Raw genomic sequence first — 20,891 nt, forward strand, 5'->3', positions numbered from 1 at the left:
GCGTGGTTGGAAAGCACTGCTCAGGCCTTCCGGGACGGGGTAGGGATGGTTTTGGGTGTGGCTGCATCCGAGAAGACCAGCAGCCGCACACGGCTCCACCACGCCTGCTGCGCCGCTATCCGAAAGAAAACTGGACTGCCCAGCGACTACGCCCGCATGGTCATCAACGCGGGTGTGGCGCTGGCGCGTTCCTACTGGGTCTGCGCAAAGGCAAGCGCCGCCCCTCCTTTCCGAAAGTCAGGAAGTCGTAGGGCATCGGGCTGGGGGTCAACGCCTACGCTGTCTTGAAGCGCGGTGAGCGGTTCTTTCTGCGGGTTTCTACCGGGAAGCGGGGTCAGTACAAGTGGCTGCCCCTGTCGGTTCCTGTGCATCTGGCCTCCAAACTGACCCACGTTTACGGCGACGCCAAGCTGTTCCAGCGCGGGAAAGACTGGTTCGTCATGCTTCTGCTGCGCATCCCCCACACATCTACCGTCCGTGACGGCGACCCCGTGGTCATCGGTGTGGATCTGGGCGTGGTGCGGCTGATGACGGCGGCGACGCCGGACGGGGTGAAGTCTTGGAACGGCCTGCCTGTGCGCCATCGCCGGGAACGCTACGTTGCCCTTCGCAAGCGGCTCCAGAGACACCGCCGCACCGACCGGGTGAGGGCTCAGTCGGGCAAGGAACGCCGCTGGATGCACGACCTCAACCACAAGCTCAGTCGTGAACTGGTGGACATGGCCCGCTCCTACCCGAATGCGGTGCTGGCCTTCGAGCGACTGGACGGGATTCGCGACCGGGTACGCGGCAGCAAGAAATTCAACCGGATGATGAGTAGCTGGGCGTTCCGTGACCTTGTCGACAAGGTGCGCTACAAGGCGGAAGCGGCTGGGGTGGGCGTGGCCTTCGTTGACCCGCGCAAAACTTCCCAGACCTGCCACCGCTGCGGGCACGCCACCAGGAGCAACCGGGCAAATCAGGCTATATTCCGATGTGTGGCGTGTGGATTCCAGACCAATGCCGACTGGAACGCCGCCACAAACATCGCTGCCGCTGGGCTGCGCGCCTTGCGGCAGGGGCCGACTGACACGGCCCGCTCTGAGCAATCGGAGCAGGCGTCGTCCTCGTTGACGGTGCCCGATGGAGTAAAGGTATGTGAGACGCAAGTCTTGCATACAGACTCTAACCTCGTAAGCCCCACGTAGGGGAGCCCCCTGACTTCAGTCAGGGGAGGATGTCAGCTGGAGGTTCTTGAGCTTGCGGCCGGACGGCCTCGTCGAAGACCTCGCGCTCCAGCCGGCGGCCGGCCTCGAAGTCGCCCCGCTGCTTGTGGAGCTCGGCCAGGGCCAGGCGGGCCTCGGCCTCCTTGGGCCGGTTGACGCTGGCGCGGCTGAGCTCTTCGGCCTGCAGCAGCTCGTAGGCCTCGCGGTGGCAGGCTTCGGCCTCCTCCAGCCGCCCCAGGTTCTTCAGGTCGATCCCCATGTTGCTCAGCGCCGCCGCGCCCTCGAGGGACCGCCCCAGCCGCCGGTGGGCCTCGTAGGCCCGGCAGTAGTACTCCAGTCCCTCCTCCGGGTGGCCGCTGCGCGAGTAGACGAGGCCGATGCTGTTGAGGGCGCGGGCCTCGGCGATGGGGCCGCCCAGGCGGGTGGACAGCTCGAGGCTTTCGATGAAGTGGGCCAGGGCCCGCTCGAAGTCACCCAGGCTGTCGTAGACGATGCCCATGCCGCGCAGGCAGCGGGCGGTGTTGGCCAGGTCGCGCCCAGCGCCAGGGCCTGCCGGAAGGCCTCGAGCGCCTGGGCCGGGTCCCCCAGCGCGGTGTGGGCGTAGCCCTGCTCGAGCCAGGCTGTGTCCTCAAGCCCGGCCTCCCCCAGCGCGCCCGCGAGCTCCCGGGCCTCCTGGGCCGCGGCCAGGTGCCCCGCGGGGTCGTGGTCCCCCTGTGCCTCGCACCACTCCAGCAGGAGCCTCAGGCGCTCACGGGGCTCGGAAGCCTGCCCCGGTCGGGGGGAGGGTGTCGGAACTCATGGAGCGATTATAAGGAGCCCGGGCCACCGGGCCGGGTCGGCGTGCACGCGGGCCCGCGAGGGGCCCGGCCCCTCACCCCCCGAGGCCGTGCCCCCCGGCCACCTCGGTCTCGTGCCGCTCGCCGAACCCGGCGATGAGCGGCCTGCCGCGCTCCACCGCCTGCCGGACGGAGGGCAGCGCCAGCGAGGCGCGGTGGCTTTCCCGGGAGTCCCACACCTCGGTGACCCAGAGCGCGTCGGGGTCGGCCAGGTCGCGCGCGACGACGTAGCTCAGGCAGCCCGGCATCCCCGCCGACCCCTCCAGAAGCACCGCGGCCAACTCCTCCCGCCGCCCCGTCACGGCCTTCAACCTGCTGATCAATCCGTACATCCTGCCGGGGCGCTCCGGCTCGAGCTTCAATAGGGCATCAACACCCCCGCCGCCTGCCAGCACGGCAACCTGGGGCTCGCCCTGCTGCCGCGCCAAGGAGAGGCCGCGACCCCGTTGCACCTATGCGCCCCAACCCGGCTAAAGCGGATGAGCAGGGCTGAACCCTCAGGCGGGGGCGTGGTCCGGGCAGGTGAGGCGGAGCTCCAAGGGGGAGAGGGTGAGGCTCAAAAGGGCACAGGAAAACCCATTTCCCCGCCGGAGGTGTTGGCAGGTGAGGCACATGCCGGCATCCACCACCACCCCCTGGCGCACCAGGTCCTCGAGAAGGCCCATGAGGGGAAGGAGAAGGGCCTCGGGATCCACCTTCCTTAGGGCTTCCCTTAGGGGGCCCGTGTAGCCCTGGAGGGCCTCGGCCACCCGCCAGCCCTCCGCTGTGGGGACGAGGAGGAAGCGGCGCCTGTCCTCCGGCTCCCTTTGCCGTGCCAGAAGCCCCTTGCGCTCCAGGGCGCTTATGGCCTCGCTCACTGTGGCCGGGGTGAGGGCGAGGAGGCTGGCCAGATCCACCACCCCTTGGGGGTGGCCGCTTAGGTGGAGGAGAAGCTGGGCCTGGGTGGCGGAAAGGCCCAGGCGATAGGCCTCCCGGGTAAGAAGGGCGCGCTCCGCCTGGGCCAAGCGCTCAAGGAGGGCAAGGAGCTTTTCCTCAGACTCCCCGCCTGAGAGGAAGGTACTCACGCCCTTAGCTTAGGGCCGGAACTCGCTGAAAACGTAGTCGCTGTTGGCCGCCCCTTGGTGGCAGGTGTAGCAGGCCTTGGGGTCAATGCTCAGGGGCTTTTTGTCCGGACCAAAGGCGTAGTAGCCCCAGCCTCCGGTCTCCCTATAGCGCTCCAGGTCTTTCACCATAACGCCGATGAGCTTCCTCGGGCCCTCCAAAAGGGCGTTGCCCTCAGCCTTGGCCTCGAGGAGGTCAAAGACGATGACCGCACCTTTTGGGAAGGGATTTTTCTTGCCCTCTAGGTAGGTGGCTAAGCCCGTGGAGTTCACGTAGATGTGGTGTAGGCCGCCGAAGCTCTCATAGAGGGGATGGCCGGGCCTAAGCTCCATGCTCTTTACGTGGGGCCAAAGCCGGAAGCCCTCGGGGTAGGGGAAGCCCTCTTGGCCCAAAGCCAAGAGAGAAGCCACCAGCAAGGCCACCGCCAGGCGACGCCCTATGCTCAGCATGACTACCTCCTTAGGACTCCTAAATAATAAAAATCCTTCCCCGTCCGCGTCAAGTAGGGTGGGATCATTTGCGGTAAGCTTTGTGGGTGTATATGACTGCTCAGCCAGCATTGCTTAGTAGTCCTACTTCCCCTGAACGCTTCGGATTTACAGGGCACGAAACATTTCCCTTTCGCTATGGCTGGCTCAAGAAGGCTGTGGACGCAGTGACCAGCGATGCATCTTTGCTAAGCTCTGACCGGGCCTTGGTGGAGCTGGGGGTGGGGAAAAACATGGTGCAGAGCATTCGCCACTGGGGGCTGGCTACTCAGGTTCTGCAAGAGGGTACGGGGCGTGGCCTCGAGGTCTCTCGCATAGGTTCGCTGCTCTTTCGGGAATGGGATCCCTACCTGGAAGACTCCGCCTCGCTGTGGCTTATCCATTGGCTCCTGGTCAATAACCCTGCCAAGGCTGGGGTGTGGCATCTGGCTTTTACACGCCTTACCCAGCCCGACTTTACCAAGCAGCAGCTTCTGAACTTTTTGCAGGATTTTAAGGAGCGTCAGGGGCTGCGCGTGCAAGAGTCGAGCCTGCGCCGGGACGTAGACTGCTTTTTGCGCACCTATGTGCCCAGGGCTGAAGGCAAGGGGCTGTTGGAAGACTCTTTCGACTGCCCCCTGGCTGAACTCGGGCTGCTTTCCCCACTCAAGGATAGCGAGGGTTACCGCTTTGCCATTGGCCATAAGCCGACCCTGCCTACTGAGGTCGTGGGCTATGCCCTGCACGAGTACATGCAGCGTACCCGTCAGGGAAGAAACAGCATTTCGTTTGCAGAGTGCTTATATGGTTTAGGAAGTCCGGGCCAGGTGTTCAAGCTAGATGAGAATTCATTGGTTGAGTACCTAGAGGATCTGGAAACTGTAAGTGAGGGTGCTTTAGAGCTCGACGACACTGCAGGGCTCAAGCAGCTTTATCGCCGTAGAGAACTCGATGGACTAAAGCTTCTGCAGGACTATTATGGGAGCCGTACATGATTCAGACCCAGCCGCCATCGGAAGGTGCCTCGGCCAAGGCGCGGCGTTATTTTCGTTCTATACGTCTTGAGCGAGACTTCCAGTTGCCCGAGGCTTTGCTGGGCTACACCCTTACCCCACAGGTTCGACAGATCTTGGCCCGGGTCGAAGATGGTTTGAAAGCAGGGGGTAGTGAACGTGCCTTCACCCTCACCGGCCCCTACGGCAGCGGCAAGTCGGCTTTTGCCCTGTTTCTAGCCCACTTGCTGCAAGCCCCTTCCAATCCCCAAAACGCCGCATACCAGCTTTTGGCGGCCCAGGATGCTGCGTTGCTCGAGCGTTTTTCCCAGCATGAGAGGGGTCTGTTGCCTGTAGTGCTCACCTTGCGGCGGGCTTCGTTATCACAAGCCCTTCTGGAAGGTCTGCTGAGGACAGCCCGGCAAATCGGGGGTGCGGCTTCCGAGGATTTGGTTCTTGAACTTGAAGCCGATCTAAAGGCCCAATTTGTGGATACCCACCACGTCTTGAGGCGCCTGGCAACCTTAACCGACCTTTCGCACCTGCAGGGTTACCGGGGTGTCCTGTTGGTGCTCGATGAGTTGGGTAAGACCCTGGAATATGCTGCACGCCACGAGGGCGAAGACATTTACTTGCTGCAGGAGTTGGCTGAGTGGGCAAACCGCAGCGCAACCCAACCCCTGCTCTTGCTGGGGGTACTCCACCAGGCGTTTGAGCAGTACGGAGAGCACCTAACCCTTACCGCCCGCAAAGAGTGGGCTAAGGTACAAGGGCGCTTTAGCGATATTGCCTTTCTTGAGCCCCCCGAGCAGCAGATGCGCCTCGCGGCTCAGGCTACCCTAGCGTTGGGTATTCAGCCCATCCATGCCCCGGAAAAACTAACCGCCATTGCTCAAGCCATGCTCGAGACGGGCCATGCGCCCAAAGGATTGAAACCGGGAGAGTTTACAGCTATCGCCGTGGAGTCGGCGCCGCTCCACCCAACGGTGCTGGTTGCGCTGCCCTATCTGTTTCGGCGCTTCGCTCAGAACGAGCGCTCGCTGTTTGCTTACCTGCTCAGCCCGGAGCCCTTTGGCCTGCTAGACAGACTTCAAAAGGCCCCCGGTAGCTTGGTCAGACTGCCCGATTTGTTCGATTACTTCATGACCAACCTCGAGGGAAGCCTGCTGCGCCAGAGCTACGCCCGGCGCTGGCTCGAGGTCGCCGATGCCCTCGAGCGCATCCCGGGTCTGAGCCTCCTCGAAGTCGGTGTGCTCAAAACGGTAGGGCTTTTGAACATTCTGGGGGATATGAGCCCGCTCCAAGCCACGCGGGAGCTGGTTGCCCTTTCGCTTTCCGATGCCTCTACCAGCCCAGATGTGGAGGCCGCTTTAGAAAGTTTGCAGTCGCGCTCCCTCCTAACCTTTCGCCGGTATAACCGCACCTACCGGGTTTGGGAAGGCAGCGATGTGGACATTGAGGCCGAGCTCGAGCAGGCCCGCCGCAAAACCGCGGGTCTGGGTTTGGCCGAAACCCTACAGCAGTATCTACCCCACCGGCCTCTAGTAGCACGCCGGCACAGCCACGAGAGTGGCGCTCTGCGTTTTTTTACTGTGCAATACTTCGATTCTCCCCCAAGCGAAGTCCCCCAGCCTGCCTCGGGGGCCGATGGCCTGCTGGCCTGCTGCCTTCCTACAACCCTGGAGCAGGCCGAGGATTTCCGCGCCTGGCTCAAAGACCCTGCCGTAAGCGCCGCCAAGCACCTGCTAGTGGTAATTCCACAGCAGATGGGGAGTTTGCGCGAGGCGGCCATTGAACTCCGGGCGCTGCGATGGGTCTGGGACAACACCCCTGCTCTGCGCAGCGACCGGGTGGCACGCCGCGAGCTAGTCGAGCGCATTGCCCTGGTCGAGCAGAGCCTGGGCCGAGCGGTGGAGGTGCTGCTCGACCCGCGCCCAGAGCCTGTTGGCGCGGGGGCGCTCTGGTATTACCAGGGGCGGAAGCAAAGCGTTTCCTCACCCAGCGCGACGGCCCAGCTCCTCTCGAGGGTCATGGATCAGCTTTATCCAGATGCGCCCCGCATCAGGAATGAGCTCATCTACCGCCGTTCGCTATCGTCTGCGGCTGCGGCGGCCCGCCGAAACTTGGTTGAGCGAATGCTGTCGCACACCACAGAGCCCCTCCTGGGCATGGAGGGCTATCCGCCCGAGCGCAGCATGTACGAGTCGGTCTTGCGGGCCAGCGGCCTGCACCGGCCTACAGAGGGCGCCTGGCAGTTCTTCGAGCCCCAAAAAGCCCACGACCCCTGTAACCTGCGTCCGACCTGGGAACACCTCCACAACCGCATCTTTGCGGCTATTGCCGAGCCTTGTTCGGTTCACCAGCTTTTCTCCGAGCTCGAAGCGCCACCCTACGGCGTCATGCCTGGGGTATTGCCGGTGCTCCTGGCGGCCTTTTTGCTCACCTACCCCGATGAAACCAGCCTGTACAAAGAGGGGGTTTTCATTGCCGAGCCCTCCGTTGCCGACTTTGAAGTGCTCATGCGCCGTCCAGAGCTATTTGCCGTAGGGGGCGGTCGGATTCTGGGCGAACGCAAGGCGGTTGTGGAGCGTCTGGCTAAGGGTTTGAAGGTCAAACCTGCCCTGCTGCCGGTAGTCCGGGCTTTGGTTCGGATGGTTCGCTCGGTGCCCGAGTCGGCCTGGCGTACCCAGAAGCTGCCGGAAGCGGTTCTCGAGCTGCGCGAAGCCTTCGAGCGCGCCCGCTCCCCCGAGCGCCTACTCTTTCACGACCTTCCGGTTGCCCTTGGCGAAAAGCCCTTTGGCGAACAGCCAAGCAAGAGCCCTAAGCGCATCGAGGCCTTCTTTGAAAAGCTCAACCAGGCCTTGCAAGCCTGGGGAGCCTTTGCGCCTAGCCAGATCGAGAAGGCCCGCGACGCCTTGCTTTTGGCCTGTGGGCTTCCCGAGGGGCCAGAGGGCTGGGCCCGCCTGCGCGAGCAGGCCAAACGGCTAGCTGGAAAGCCCCTCCACAGTTCGCTGGTTCCCCTGGTCAACAGACTCACGGCCTCTGGCGAAGAATCGGCGGTGCTGGAGGGCGTGCTGGCCCTGGTGGCCTCGAGGCCTCCCAAAGGCTGGACAGATGCCGACATCGAGCGTTTCCCCGAGCAGGCCCGGCTTCTCGGGGAGCGTTTTGTGCAGGCGGTGTATACCCTGGGGGTTCTAACCCCAGAAGAAGAAACCAGAAGCCAGGTGCTGGCTCAGCAGATTCGCCAGAGATTTGCGGAGGGTGCACCTCCCCATGTGCTGCGGGCAGCTTTAGCGCGGTTGCTGCAGGAACTGTAGACACAGCCTCCATCAGATTTGTCGCCAAAGCCCAGCGATACTTGCCATCGGGTTATCATGGGTACTAAAGTAGTGTTAATGGAGCCAAAACCAGTTCGGCATGTGCTTTCACTATCTGGGGGCAAGGACAGCACAGCACTAGCTGTGTATATGCGAGACAAGGTTCCAGAAATGGAATATGTGTTCATGGATACAGGGGAGGAGCTGCCCGAGACTTATGAGTATTTGGACAAGGTTGAAGCATATTTGGGCAAGCCAATTATTCGCCTCAACCCGGATCGCCCATTCTCACACTATCTGGATATCTACCGAGGAGTTTTACCTGACCCAAGAACTCGCTGGTGTACTCGAATGCTTAAGATAAAGCCTTTCGAGAGATACGTGGGGGATGATCCTGTTATCAGCTACCTGGCAATCAGGGCGGATGAGTTACATAGAAAAGGTTATATCTCGACCAAGCCCAACATTACCCCGGTCTACCCATTTATTGAGGCGGGCCTAACCAAAAGCGATATCTACCGGATATTAGAGGACAGTGGGTTGGGGCTACCGGACTATTACCGTTGGCGCTCTCGTTCTGGTTGTTATTTCTGCTTCTTTCAGCAGCGCATTGAATGGGTTGGCTTGCTTGAAAATCATCCAGAATATTTTGAAAAGGCGAAGCAATACGAGAGATTTGATGCGCTCACTGGTCAAAGCTTTACCTGGAACGCCAGAGAGAGTTTGGATGACTTACAGCGCCCAGAGCGCATTCAACAAATCAAGGAACAGTACTTGAAGCGAAACCAACAGCAAACGGTAAAACTTCATGGTTCCCTAACAGAACTATTCGCTGATGAAGATGAAGAGGTCCAATCTTGTTTGGTATGCCACCTATGATTTATGACTGAGCTCCTGGAGAAACTAAAGCAAGAAATAGCGGAGCTGCGTCGAGGCGGCAAAGGAGAGCACAAGCGTCCCCACAAGCTGGTGATGCTATTGGCTGTGCTAGACATAATAGATGAATCACCTGAATTCAACAATAGAGTTTATTTTGACAATTCTCTGATTAATCGTTTCCAGAGACACTTTGAGCAACACATGTCGGCTGATGATGTGTGCCAACCGGCCCCTCCATTTTTTCACCTAAGAAGCTCTACCTTTTGGAAACACAAAGTTTTTCCGGGAAAAGAAGCGGAGTACGAAAAGACGTCAACTTCGGATGGGGGGCGTAGCCGTATTGATAACCTTATCGAGTACGCCTATTTTGCAGAGTGGGCATACCCTTTATTTGCTGATAAGGAATCACGTCAGGAACTTCACAGCTTCATCGAGCAGCTTCTTTCGCCTATGAATAGAATAGGAGCAGTTTTTCACGAATCCTTCCCACTTAATCGAGCGGCGCTTACACAGGTTATGAAGATAGCGCTAGACACAAGCAAGAAGGTAAATTTTGAGGCCATACGTAGCGGTACAAATCTTGGTGCAAATTATGTCAAAGCAATGCCTAGATACGCGGTTGGAACGGGATTGTTGGTCGAAAAATCCTATCGCCTAACTGAGCTTGGAGCGTTCATCTATGACCACGACCCCAACCTCAATCATCCCTCCACCCTCTGGCTCATGCACTACCACCTGAGCGCACCCAAGGGCCCAGGGCCAGCCTTCTGGCACTTTTTGGTTAGCCGGCAGCTCCAGCCGGGGGTACACCTCGAGCGGGCCCAACTTGTTGACGCTGTGCGGGCGTTTGTGCGGGTGTCTGAGGGCAAAGACCTTGTCGATCGCTCGGCTCGCAGCCTGATAACGGTATTTACGGGTACCTATACCAAGGAAGATGGCCTTAAGAAGCTCGGCATTTTGGAAAAAACGGAAGCGGGCTACCAGGTGCTCGAGCCCGAGCCGCCCAACGAGTGGGTGGTGGGGTATGCCCTGGCGCACTACTGGGGGAGCGTATGGCCGCAGTTCAGGCAGGTAGCCCTTTCGGAATTGCATGAGTTCGGTGGGTTTGCGAACCTTTTTTTGATGGGCACTTTTCAGCTCAACTCCCGCTTGCGCGAGCTTCAGAGCAGGGGTTTGCTGGATCTTATCCAGGTGGCCCCCCCGCACCAAATTCTCCGCTTGTGGCGCTCGCCCGCCGACTTTTTGCCGCATATCTATGACTGAGCCCTCCCCTTTGGAAGTTGTGCGGCGGGTTCGGGGTAACCAACTCGCCTGCCGCACAGGCATTTTGCTCCTGAGTACGGAATATCTGGGTAAAGAACGCTCTTTAGCCGCCCAGTTAAACCTCGATGCCCTCAACTACGCCGAATGGCGGCTGAAAAAGGTTTTGGATGGGCAGCTTTTCCTAGGACTAAACAAACAATCCCTGATTGCAGAGCTAGACGAAATAGTGCAGCTACCGACCCAGACCAATGCCCTGCTGCTGTACAACCTCGACATAGCTCTGTCCTACCTCGAGTTCCAGGAGCGCCCCTACGTATGGGATTTTTTGCGAGATAGTTTTCGCAAGCGCCCTAAGGCCCTCGTCATCACCATGCCTACCTCGGCAGATCACCTGCTACCCGATAAAGCCTCGAGGGACATTTGGCACAGGGGAGGGCGGCTGGCAGTTGTAAGTTAAAGGTTACCGAGGGGTGAGTACCCATGACTTTACGGGTCTGTGATATTACCGAACTAGATCACAGTGCTGAGTTCAGAAACGACGTACAAATCAGCCATTTCCGTAATAAAGCCAACCTCAGTCTGCTCAAGAGCTACATGTTTACCGCTGGCAGCATGCCAGAGAAAAAATCCTCGGCAGAGCTCCTTCGGCTGCTGAGGGAAGCGGCTACGGATGGCATCGAAAACCGCTTCCTGATTCAGGCAACCTATGGCCGGGGCAAGAGCCACTTTGGGTTGGTGGTTGCCAATTACTTCGGCATGCCCGCCGACTCCCCGGAGGTTCAGCAGATCCTCGATAAACTCGAGCATACCTACAACGAACCGGCCAGCGTCGAGCCCTTCCGGAACTTCAAGAAGTATCACAAGCCGTACCTGGTGGTGCTGTTGCGCGGCGACTCTCCCAGAAACCTGCGCGACCAGTTCTTTTTGGGGCTCGAGCAAGCGCTCCGGGCTACGGAGGCAACCAAGAGGGTGTCAACCCCTTTTTGGTTTTCTGAAGCGCTACGCTTCTTGAATAGCCTGAATGGCGAGGAAATTCGTGTGGCCAACGAATATCTGCACCCACACCGCCTCGACCTGCCCAGTCTACGCCAAAAGGTGGAACGGCGCGAAACGAGCGCCTATTCAGTTTGTATAGATTTATTCCGAAAGATAAAAAATTTCAGACCCGATTTTGGTGGAGAGACTGACCTTACCGAAGCTATCCAATGGGTTGTCAAGGAACTGCACGATAAGCAGGGCTTGATTGGCGGCCTGCTCATATTGTTCGACGAGTTTAGCGAGTTTGTTCGCAGCTACAGTAGCCAACATTCCATCGGGGTTCCTTTGCAAGAGCTGCTTAACGGGGTGGAAGAAAATCGCAGCAAGGTGCTGTTTGTGGCCCTGGCACAGCATGAACCCGAGAAGGTTGTCAGGAACGATGGAACCGTTGGGTATGGAGCTCTTACCAAAGAGTTGACTCGCCTACCCCTAAACAACCGCTTTTGGTTACACTCGAGCCTCGAGGATGTGCTGGGGGCATACTTCAAGCCCAACACGGCCAACTGGCAAAAACTCCTGAGCGAGCCCGGTATTAGCAGCAGCATGGCGACCGCGAGCGAACTGACCTTTGAAGTTTTTTCCGAGCGTTACAAGCGGCTGCTGAACTGGAATTCGGAGGAGTTTCAGGAAAAAGTGACCAGGGAGTGTTTTCCTCTGCACCCGCTCACGACAGCCCTGCTCTCGAGCGTAGACTTTGAAAGAGCCTCCAACACCCGCACGGTTTTGGGTTTCCTGACCGACAATGATGGCCCTCTGAAGCGGGTGCTTGAGGAACCTGCCGTTCGGGATGGGAAGCCCAACTGGATTCTGCCTATAGAGCTAGTGGACTACTTCCAGGAGATGCTGGGAGAGCAGGTCTGGCAACAGTTTCAGCAGGTAGACCTGCCCGACCTAGATCCCCGGCAAAAGGCCGTGCTCAAGGCCATGCTCCTGCAAAAGGCGGCCAACATCCCCACCAAGAGCGCGGGCTATGCCGGCGTGATTGCCGAGCTTTCCGGCCTCTTGTCAAAAGACGCCGAGGAAACCCTTAAACAACTGGAAGAACAGCGCTATATTCGCTACGACAGCGCAAACAAAATCTACTCCTTTTGGTCGGGCAGCAATGCTGCCATTGAGCTTGAAAAGCGGCTCAACCAGGAGCTTGCGGAGCTCGAGAAGCGGGGTCTTCTTAGGGCGTACCTCGATGAGTTCGACGGTTACGGGCAGACCAAAGTCAATAAGCTAATTGCTGATAGTAAAAGTCCGCTGTTCCGCAAATATCCCGTTAGCGTAAGCAAATATCTCGTTAGCGTAGACTGGGGCCACTCCGAGGACTGGGCCGCACAACTGGTGGTGCTGACCCGGTCTGCTTGGACGGTGGAGGTTTTGGAGCGCCTGACCGCTCGATACGCGGCCACGCTCAGTGAGTTGCCCGACTGCCGGGGCTTGGTATTGCTCCCGCTCGCGCGTAACCAGGACGACCTGAACTGGTTTGCCCAGCACCTGCAGAGGGTGCTCGATACCTCGGCCAAGCTGAAAGCAGCCCCGCTGGTGGTGGTTGTACCTGCTCGGCCCACACCCGAGCTCATCACGAACCTCCAGAAATGCGTTTTACTAACCGAAAGCACTTTTGTGGGCAAGGTGGTCAGGGAAATCAGCACAACGGTTATGCAGGAGGAGCAAGACCGCCTGGTCAATCAGGTTTGGCTCACCCTAAACGAGCTACTGAAATCCGGTAACTTGGAAGTTCCTGCCGAGGCCAGGGGCCAGGTGCGGGCGCTCTCGGTGGGGATTGGCGCAGCAGACCGTATCGAGCGTACCCTGCAGGAGGTTTACCGCATTGCCTACCACAATCACCCTGGAGATTTTTATACCCAATATCGCCAGACTGCTACGAATCTCAGGGGGGCAGTGGAGGCGCTGGTTAAAGTTCTGATGACCAACAACCTAGCTGGGGCCTCGGTGGGTTTGACCAAGGTAGCCAATGAGGTTGTGGATCGATTTCTGGCCTCAAACGCTTGGGGCTTGATCAATGCCAAGCAGCAGCTTCAGCCCCCCAAAGGTGCACACACCAAAATAGCCTGGGAGCGCCTAGACGGGAGCATCCCCCCCGGTAAAGAGTGGACGCCGCTCAAGGAGGTGCTGCTCGAGCTGCTCAACGTACCCTACGGCTATGACTACAACACTCTGGCCCTTCTCTTTAGCGCTTGGCTGGGGTATTACCGCAACGACCTACAGGTTGCGGTGGATGGAAAGATAGTGGGACTCGACAGCGCTACGGGTAATGGTGAGAGGCTCAAGCCCAAGGACTTTGTCGCATTATGGGCCAACGCCAGCCTGCGACGCAAGGATCGAGGGCAGCTTCTGCAAGATGTCGAGGCCGCTATTCTAAAAGTAAACGATGGAGGCTTGAGTCTCGATGAAGCCGAGGCAATTCGGGAAAAACTCAAAGCCTCTGCCAAAGAAACCGATATTTCCGACCCGGCGCTGCTCGACAACGCCAGGCGCGCCCTGGAAAAACTGGAAGACGGTATCAGCAAGCTTGGTCAATATGAGCGCGAAGTCAAGGAGATTGAGGAGCAGCTGGAAAAGGCTACCAGCATCCCACGGCTTGCTGCTCTGCTCGGCAATATTAGCAAGCTAAACGAGCCCTTTACAGTTGCTTCTGGCAAGGCTAAGCCACCGGAACTGCGAGAAAGGGCTTTGGAAAGTATAAAAGAGAAAACAGAATACTTGTGCCAAGCCAATGAGCGGCTCGACGATATCCGGCAGTATGGACGGCAAGAGGAGGCTCTAAAAAACGCCCTCCGCGAACTCAACAAACTGGGTCTTGCAGAGCCAGCGGAGCGGGTTCAGCGAGCGCTCAAAACACTCGAGGGTGAACAGCACCGCTTCGAGGAGAAACAAAAAATCGCTGACCTCCTGGCTAGAATTGAAGCACTCGACGCCGCGGGTACACTAGCCAAGCTCCGTAAGGAGCTCAGGGAACTCGAGCCCCTCACGTCACACGCTTCGGAAAAGGTGCAAGATGCGGCATCTGCTAAGAGGAGCTTGCTAAAAGCGGAGGTTGAGAGGCTAGAGGGGTTTATTCTTGGCCTGGAAAAACAAATTGACGCAATAGATAGCGCCCAGGCCGCGCAAAAACTGGAAAGATGCATCCTCCGGGAGCGGAATCGCTTTGAAGGCACTCCGGATATTCGGGACATTGAGGCCGCGGAAGAGCGGTTAAATCGGCTGATTGCTTTTTTCCAGCAGATGGAGTCTGGCTTACCAAAGACTGCCGAAGAAGCCAAAAGCGTGTTGGAGCGTCTTGCCAAACTCCACGAGGAGTACGCAGGTCTTTTGAGTGAAACACAAAAGCACAAGCTCGAGGAGAAAATTAAAGCAGTTCGGTCGCATATCGAAACCCAGGAAATGGAAGCCTCGAGCTGGCTGGAGAGCTGTCGCAAGCGTTTGGCAGAGGGGCATAACTTGGCGGCCCTAGCGGCGGAACTTGTAAAAGAGCACCCCTTTTTGCCGGAACATCTGCGAAAAGATCTGGGTGAGCTTCGAGAGCAGCTAGAAGCGCGTCGCACTGCGGAGCAACAGGAAGAAAGGATTCTCAAACAAATTGCCGAAACGCCGACACGGGGCACCTTGGCAGATTTGCGCCGTCGGAAAGCAGGGATCGGTTCTCTGACGGGTAGTGAACGCGTCTTAGAGGCGATTAGGAGAAAGCAAGCTGAGCTAGATCAAGCTGTTGAGGAACTCGAGGCCCAGGCCAGAGCATGGGAAAGTGAGTTGCCCAATCTTGCTAGTGCGGGCAAAGTTCAAGATTTGCGTGACTGCATTAACAGAGCCCTGGCCAAATATGAAAACTCGGAGTGGCAGGAAAAACTAGAAACCCTCAGCAACCGCAGCAAGGATGTAGCCGACCTCCTTTCGCGGGCTGAAGCGCAACCTACCCCGCGTACACCGGAGGAGGCTCAGCAGCGCATTGCTCAGCTCGAGGAAATAAAGAGCGCCTCGGTTTTGAGCGATGTACAGAAAGGTGTGGTCGCGAACGCCATAGAAGGGGTTCAGGCTTATATCCACGAGCAAGAGGAAACAGCCAGAAGCTGGCTCTCGAACATTGAACGCGAACTCCCCACAGAACCTCCCGAAGCTCTGAAGCACAAACTTCAGCAAATACCGGCATTTCTGCCCAGTTCTGAGCAGCCTCGCCTGCAGGAAATCCGCACCCAGGTCGAAAATCGGTTGAGCCAAGAGCGGCGAGATAAAGAAATCGGGCAGCGTTTGCGCAATCTCGCTCCTGCAACCACCCTTCGAGAGCTTCAAGAGCAACAGGCCCTAGTTGGGCAATGGCTCGAAGAGGTAAGTGGGTCTGGCATACGACGGGATTTGCTGGATAAGCAAGAAAAATTGAAAAACAGCATACGTGCTTTACAAGAGAACCTGGACAATTACCGTACCCGCTTAGACCAGACGCGTGAGCTCACCGAGGCAAGGAAGCTTTCGGTTGAGCTGAAGGATTTTGCAGGCAAGTTTGTCGGCACTGATTGGGCAGACGAGGCCAACCGTCTGCTGGATCATGCTGATCGCCTTAGCGAATACTTGGGTAGTTTGCATATCCTCAAAACTTCTCCGATAGAAAACCCTGAACAAGCTGAGCGGTTGCTCGATGAAATCAATAAACTCGCCGACTTATTCAAGGACTTAGGAGAAATATCCTTAAGGAGTAGCAACGATCTATTGGCCGAAGTTGGCCAAAGAATTGCCAGTAAAGAGCGCGAGGCCAAAGAATGGCTCACCGAGCTCCGGCAAAAAATAGAGCAAAGTAGCCAACCAGAGCTTCTTGAAGGCGAGCTTAAGTCACCGCCACCCTTTTTGTCCGAGCAAGGCAGAGAGGAACTCGCATCCCTGAGAAGTAGGTTGCAGCAAAGGCTTGACCAAAATACTCGAGACCGCATTGAGCAGCTTTTTAAGCGTCTCAGCCCCACTGAGCGAGAGGCGTGTCTGAAGCGCCTTCAAGAGCTGCTCCAAAGCGAGTTGGCATGAGCGTTGAGTTCTATCTTGACCCCAACCAGGATGCGCCCATACCGGATGGGTGGGAGACGGTAGAAAGCGAGGTGGATCTGCTCAGGTGGCTGGTTGGGCCCAAAGCTGGGGTCATTCGAGGTAGAGAGCTATGCCGCTGGGCAGAGGATTATGCTCGAGGTCGAGGTATTACAGTCCGCAAACTGCAATCGCCCTCGAGCCGTCTGCTTCAACTATGCCCAGAGCTATCCCAGGCACAAGCTCAGGAACTTGCCGGTTCTCTTGGCAATCGGCTACCCTCTGAACAGGAACTTGAGCTTCTCCAGCTTGCCAAGTTGTTATGGAACGAGGTCTGGTGGGGTGATGAACCGGGGCCAGATCACGCTGCAAAGTGGCTCTTGTGGTGGCTGGAGCATGCGCCAAGCGAGGCGGAAAGAGTCGTGCTGGCCTGCCTTGGTAACTGGTACAAAACAACCTACTTGGGGCAAGAGCGCTCTGCCTACGAGGTAAATAGCGCGGACAAATCATTTGCACTCTTAAAGAGATGGCTGGGAATGGGCCAACCGTTGAGCTGGGGAGATTTCCCTACAGAACTATCCGCAAATCTGATTCAACGCTTGCAGGACGAGCTGAAGAGCTTGGTGATCAAAGAGCCAGATGAGCTCCTGGGTATCCTCCGAGGCGGCAGGGCTAATAAGCATCTGTTGTCTGTTGTCGCTGAAGTTAGCGCGAGCTACTACCTCGAACACCCCGAACGGCTGACCCTCGAGGTAGTTACGGCCATTGAGCCGCACGTCAACGGAGCGATCAGGGAAAAACTGCGAAAGTGCCTGCCTCCCAAGGTTCCAGGCCCACTGCCAGAGAAGATTTTAGAGATTGGATCATGGTTTGTTCGAGAGTATTTGCCCTATCGGATTCGGGCAACCAATGATCCTGAGCATCTGGCAGTCACCTCGCAAATCGGAAGGCAGTTTGCCGAGTGGTATTTACAAATGTACAAAGATGAGGCGCTTTTTGATGGACCAGCCCGTCAAAACTTGAGCTGGGTCAAGGCTAGTCAGCTCAAGAAGCCGGAAGTTGTGACCCTCATGGTGGTGCTGGACGGACTGGGCTACGTGGACATGCAACATCTTTGGGAGGAGATTCGGCGATTCGACGTGGGCCAGCGCATCACGCTGCTGCAAGCTGAAGTGGCCTTTGCTCCTTTACCCACCATTACCGAGTGCGCCAAGCCTGCTCTTTTGAAGGGGGTAAAGCCAGCCCTTGCAAAAGACCAGCCCGACCTGGGTCGGGTTTTAGTCAGGGACAGAGATGTCAAGGAGGCGCTTGCCCAGGCCAAATTGGGAAACCTGATTATCTGGAGTGACCTAGAACCAGACAGCACCTATCACCGCGCAAGCGGGAAAGATGTGGCGCTGAGAAACGCCAGGGGGATTCTGACCGGTTTTGCTGAGCGCCTTACCGAGCTCTTACTCGCTCTTCCCAAAGAAATACCGCTGAGAGTGGTGGTGACCACCGATCATGGTCGTTTGCTGGCAGAGGCTCCTAGGATTCATCCACTACCCGAAGGTGCACAATCCCGGCAGAGGGCAGCTCTGGGCAATTTGAAACTACGTGACAGCATTGAAATCGAAGGAGACCTGGCCTACCTTCACCGAGACGCATTTGGGCTATCTCAGGACTGTGTGGTGGTTTTGTCTGGGGAGTCCTTCCTCACCCAGGATGGTAAGCGCGGGGTGGATGCCTACCCGCACGGAGGCATCTACCCCGAGGAGGTTTTGATTCCCTGGTGGGAGTTTGCCAGAGATTACGAGCTGAAGGATATTGAGGCCGAGCTTTTAGGTAAAGGTGTGGTTGAGCGAGCGGGGCAGATAGTACTGCAAGTAAGAAACCCCAACCCGATTTCTGTTGTGGTTCTCGAGCTGTCATTTGGTGCCAAACAGCAGCAGACTTTCCCTATTCAAAGGGAAGTATCGGCTATGGGGGGACTCGAGCATGCACTTGAAATACCGTCTTGGCCGTCAAAACGCGACGTACAGTCCTTGCGGGCCCAGGTTTCTTTCCTCCGGCCAGACCAGCGTCCAGCCTATGTGGAGGCAAAGGTACGCTTAGAGGTAGAAGAGATGTACCAACAAGGCGATAATCCTTTAGAGGACTTGCTGTGAGTGCCGAGGGTGCGACCATAACCAGTCTGAGCCAGAAAGTGAGCCAGGTTTTTGGGCGACTGGCGATAGACAAACGCCGACTTTTGATGAGCCAACTACAAAAACGGGGGGTGCCTGCTTATGTGGCGGAGTGGGTTCTGGAGAGTGTGGTGCCAGGTGTAGGCCCTCTTACGCCTGAAGAGGCGTACAAGGTGCAGGAGTGGGCCAAGCGGGTAATTCCCGGACCAAACGAGCAGAATGTCATCAAACACAAAATTGCGCAAGGTGAGACGATACGTGTTTTGACCCCGGTTCAGGCGGAAGTGGACTTGAGCCGCACCAAAAAACCTCCGCACTTCGCTAGGATGAGCTTGCTGGGCATTGATGACGCAGCCATTTCGAATGAGCTGCTCAACCAATACCCAGACCTCTTGCGGCAGGGGGTGTGGGGTGTTACTGAAATCAGTCGCCTGTCGGATGGGCCCGCAATTTTGAGCTTCAAACCCATGCAGGCAACGGTAAATCTCGATTTGTTCAAGGAATCGCGTCGAGCCTTTACCCTTGAAGAATGGCGCTCCCTGCTGCTGATTTCGATGGGCTATGTACCGAGTGCTTTTTCCCAGGATGAACAAACGCTCTTGTTATGTCGGCTGCTTCCCCTTGTGCAGAAAAATCTGCATTTGATGGAACTGGCGCCCAAGGGAACCGGAAAAAGCTACATCTACGAAAACATCAGTCCCAAGGTGCGCTTGGTGAGTGGGGGCAATGTCTCACCTGCCGTACTGTTCGTCAACAATGCCACAGGACAGTGGGGGTTGCTGGCCCGCTTGGCTGTGGTGGTCCTTGATGAGGTGCAGACCTTGCGCTTCGAGAAACCCGAAGAGATTGTGGGGGGGCTGAAGGGCTACCTTGCCAACGGCAAGCTCACCCGCGGGGGCCTGCACGAAACAGCCAGCGACTGTGGACTGGTGCTCTTGGCTAATATCTCTTTGGATGAACACCAGCGCCCTCTTCGAGAAGTTGTGGTAGAAGAGTTGCCTAAGTTCCTGCAAGAGACTGCCTTCTTAGATCGCATTCGGGGCATGATTCCAGGCTGGAGGCTCCCCAAGCTGAGCAATCACTTTTTGATCGGTCCGCAGACCGAATCCGCGGTTGGGCTGAAATCAGACTTTTTTGGGGACGTTTTGCTGAGTTTGCGGGATGATTTCAGCGCCGATCAGTATTGTGCGCGTCATATCCGGCTCAAAGGAAGGCGACCCTATAAGCGCAATGAAGAGTCGGTACGAGCGATTGCCAGTGGTCTAATGAAGCTACAGTTTCCACATGGAGAGGTGAGCTCTGAGGAGTTCGAAACCTACTGCCTCAAACCTGCCCTCGAGCTCAGGCAACTGATTTGGAATCAGCTTTATATTCTGGACGGTGAGTACAGGCAGTACGAGCAATACCTTGGAAACGAGGGTGCATGAAAGTACTTTATCTCGATAACCATGCCACCACACCTTGCGATCCGCAGGTTGTAGCAGCCATGCTTCCTTTTTTCACCGAGCATTTTGGCAACCCCTCGAGCAGCCTTCATCCTTTGGGTCGAAAGGCTGCTGATGCCGTAGAGCAGGCCCGTGGCCAGGTGGCCCAGCTTATTGGGGCCAAGCCTGGTGAAATTGTGTTCACCAGCGGGGCGACCGAGAGCAACAACCTTGCCATTTTTGGCCTAGCTGCGGCGTACCAGGGTTCTCGCAAGCGCTTAGTAACAACCCCCATTGAGCACAAGGCTGTGCTCGAGCCCATGCGGAGGCTGGCCCAGGAGGGCTTCGAGCTGGTGTATTTGCCGGTTGACTTCAGAGGAAGGGTTGACCTCGAGGCTGCCCAGCGCCTCATTGACCACCGTACCCTCCTTGTTTCGGTGCAAGCAGCTAACAACGAAATAGGAACCCTTCAGCCTGTAGAGGCTATTGCAGCTCTTGCAAGAGAGGCCGGAGCGGTTGTTCATTGCGATGCAGCCCAGGCAGTGGGTAAGGTGCCGGTAGATGTTCGGGCCTGGGGAGTGGATTTGCTGTCCCTCAGCGCCCACAAAATCTATGGCCCCAAGGGTGTGGGGGCCTTGTACATTCGGCAAGATTTGAAGAAGTCCCTCCTTAGGCCGCAGGTACTCGGTGGGGGGCAGGAGTGGGGCCTGCGCTCGGGAACCCTCAACGTACCCGGAATTGTAGGGCTTGGGGCTGCATGTACCATAGCCGAGGCAACCCTGAATGAAGAAGTGCGACGAATTGCCGAGATACGCGATGCCTTTGAGCAGGGCCTGAGTTCCAGAATACCGGGCGTTTGTTTCAATGGTGATCTCGGTTGTCGCCTTCCGGGCAACAGCAGCATCAGTTTTCCCGATGTAGAAGCTGATGCCCTGATTTTGAACTTGCCGGATATTGCCCTAAGCATGGGCTCAGCCTGCAATTCGGGTGCGCTTGAACCCTCCTATGTTCTAACTGCCATAGGGCTATCCAGAGAAAAGGCTTACAGCACGGTGCGGGTTGGCTGGGGTCGGTTTAATAGATTGGCTGAGGTGCCTTTTGCAATAGATCGGATTTGTAGCAGCTACGAGCAGCTCAGAGCTGAGAATCCAGCTGCCCACAAGCAATTTTAGAAGGCTTTTTCGGCTCACC

The 20,891-nt window shown here is 57.3% G+C and carries 14 protein-coding genes; 10 read left to right on the forward strand and 4 right to left on the reverse strand.

Annotated elements, in window-relative coordinates:
- Nucleotides 1-284 precede the first annotated feature (284 nt).
- Nucleotides 285-1,187 (forward strand): RNA-guided endonuclease InsQ/TnpB family protein, encoded by a 903-nt coding sequence (locus B047_RS0106570; protein ID WP_018466157.1) that lies wholly within the window; start codon nt 285-287, stop codon nt 1,185-1,187.
- Nucleotides 1,188-1,206: 19 nt separating this feature from the next.
- Here B047_RS0106570 and B047_RS0106575 read toward each other — a convergent pair whose 3' ends face one another.
- The 4 genes from B047_RS0106575 to B047_RS0106595 form a co-directional block, all read right to left on the reverse strand.
- Nucleotides 1,207-1,824 (reverse strand): tetratricopeptide repeat protein, encoded by a 618-nt coding sequence (locus tag B047_RS0106575; protein ID WP_338025047.1) that lies wholly within the window; start codon nt 1,822-1,824, stop codon nt 1,207-1,209.
- A 252-nt stretch (nt 1,825-2,076) separates the two neighbouring features.
- On the reverse strand, nt 2,077-2,493 hold the full coding sequence (locus B047_RS0106585; RefSeq protein ID WP_018466159.1) for a putative quinol monooxygenase: 417 nt from the start codon (nt 2,491-2,493) through the stop codon (nt 2,077-2,079).
- A gap of 45 nt (nt 2,494-2,538) precedes the next feature.
- Nucleotides 2,539-3,105 carry a MarR family winged helix-turn-helix transcriptional regulator gene (locus B047_RS0106590; protein ID WP_018466160.1) on the reverse strand — a complete coding sequence of 189 codons (567 nt, stop codon included), beginning with the start codon at nt 3,103-3,105 and terminating at the stop codon, nt 2,539-2,541.
- Nucleotides 3,106-3,114: 9 nt separating this feature from the next.
- A complete protein-coding gene (locus B047_RS0106595; protein WP_018466161.1) occupies nt 3,115-3,591 on the reverse strand; it encodes a cytochrome P460 family protein in 477 nt (158 codons plus the stop codon).
- 92 nt (nt 3,592-3,683) lie between these two features.
- On the opposite strand from B047_RS0106595, the gene B047_RS0106600 reads away from it, so the two are divergent.
- The 9 genes from B047_RS0106600 to B047_RS16435 all read left to right on the forward strand — a co-directional run bounded on the left by B047_RS0106600 (nt 3,684) and on the right by B047_RS16435 (nt 20,872).
- Nucleotides 3,684-4,604 carry a DUF4007 family protein gene (locus B047_RS0106600; protein WP_026234660.1) on the forward strand — a complete coding sequence of 307 codons (921 nt, stop codon included), beginning with the start codon at nt 3,684-3,686 and terminating at the stop codon, nt 4,602-4,604.
- Nucleotides 4,601-7,918, forward strand: a complete 3,318-nt coding sequence (locus B047_RS0106605) for a hypothetical protein (protein ID WP_084784956.1) — start codon at nt 4,601-4,603, stop codon at nt 7,916-7,918. Before B047_RS0106600 ends, B047_RS0106605 begins: the two co-directional genes overlap by 4 nt.
- A 57-nt stretch (nt 7,919-7,975) precedes the next feature.
- Complete coding sequence (locus B047_RS0106610; RefSeq protein ID WP_211209136.1) at nt 7,976-8,797, forward strand: phosphoadenosine phosphosulfate reductase family protein; 822 nt, start codon at nt 7,976-7,978, stop codon at nt 8,795-8,797.
- A gap of 3 nt (nt 8,798-8,800) precedes the next feature.
- The gene (locus B047_RS17575) at nt 8,801-10,060 is read left to right on the forward strand and encodes a DUF4007 family protein (protein ID WP_084784957.1); all 1,260 of its coding nucleotides are present in this window, start codon (nt 8,801-8,803) and stop codon (nt 10,058-10,060) included.
- Between the two features lie 226 nt (nt 10,061-10,286).
- Complete coding sequence (locus tag B047_RS17875; RefSeq protein WP_157205837.1) at nt 10,287-10,517, forward strand: hypothetical protein; 231 nt, start codon at nt 10,287-10,289, stop codon at nt 10,515-10,517.
- Nucleotides 10,518-10,540: 23 nt separating this feature from the next.
- Complete coding sequence (locus tag B047_RS0106625) at nt 10,541-16,114, forward strand: hypothetical protein (RefSeq protein WP_018466167.1); 5,574 nt, start codon at nt 10,541-10,543, stop codon at nt 16,112-16,114.
- Nucleotides 16,111-18,258 (forward strand): hypothetical protein, encoded by a 2,148-nt coding sequence (locus B047_RS0106630; RefSeq protein WP_157205838.1) that lies wholly within the window; start codon nt 16,111-16,113, stop codon nt 18,256-18,258. The genes B047_RS0106625 and B047_RS0106630 overlap by 4 nt, the downstream gene beginning before the upstream one ends.
- A complete protein-coding gene (brxL, locus tag B047_RS0106635) occupies nt 18,255-19,703 on the forward strand; it encodes a BREX system Lon protease-like protein BrxL (protein WP_018466169.1) in 1,449 nt (482 codons plus the stop codon). Before B047_RS0106630 ends, brxL begins: the two co-directional genes overlap by 4 nt.
- The gene (locus B047_RS16435) at nt 19,700-20,872 is read left to right on the forward strand and encodes a cysteine desulfurase family protein (RefSeq protein WP_052606065.1); all 1,173 of its coding nucleotides are present in this window, start codon (nt 19,700-19,702) and stop codon (nt 20,870-20,872) included. The genes brxL and B047_RS16435 overlap by 4 nt, the downstream gene beginning before the upstream one ends.
- Nucleotides 20,873-20,891: the final 19 nt, after the last annotated feature.

This window comes from Calidithermus timidus DSM 17022, assembly GCF_000373205.1.
Lineage (GTDB): Bacteria > Deinococcota > Deinococci > Deinococcales > Thermaceae > Calidithermus > Calidithermus timidus.

Excerpts from the sequence above, each read along its gene's own strand:
- B047_RS0106595 (WP_018466161.1), bottom strand. The coding sequence starts at position 3,591 with ATGCTGAGCATAGGGCGTCGCCTGGCGGTGGCCTTGCTGGTGGCTTCT.
- B047_RS0106630 (WP_157205838.1), top strand. The coding sequence starts at position 16,111 with ATGAGCGTTGAGTTCTATCTTGACCCCAACCAGGATGCGCCCATACCG.
- B047_RS0106625 (WP_018466167.1), top strand. The coding sequence starts at position 10,541 with ATGACTTTACGGGTCTGTGATATTACCGAACTAGATCACAGTGCTGAG.
- B047_RS17575 (WP_084784957.1), top strand. The coding sequence starts at position 8,801 with ATGACTGAGCTCCTGGAGAAACTAAAGCAAGAAATAGCGGAGCTGCGT.
- B047_RS0106605 (WP_084784956.1), top strand. The coding sequence starts at position 4,601 with ATGATTCAGACCCAGCCGCCATCGGAAGGTGCCTCGGCCAAGGCGCGG.
- B047_RS16435 (WP_052606065.1), top strand. The coding sequence starts at position 19,700 with ATGAAAGTACTTTATCTCGATAACCATGCCACCACACCTTGCGATCCG.
- B047_RS0106610 (WP_211209136.1), top strand. The coding sequence starts at position 7,976 with ATGGGTACTAAAGTAGTGTTAATGGAGCCAAAACCAGTTCGGCATGTG.
- B047_RS0106600 (WP_026234660.1), top strand. The coding sequence starts at position 3,684 with ATGACTGCTCAGCCAGCATTGCTTAGTAGTCCTACTTCCCCTGAACGC.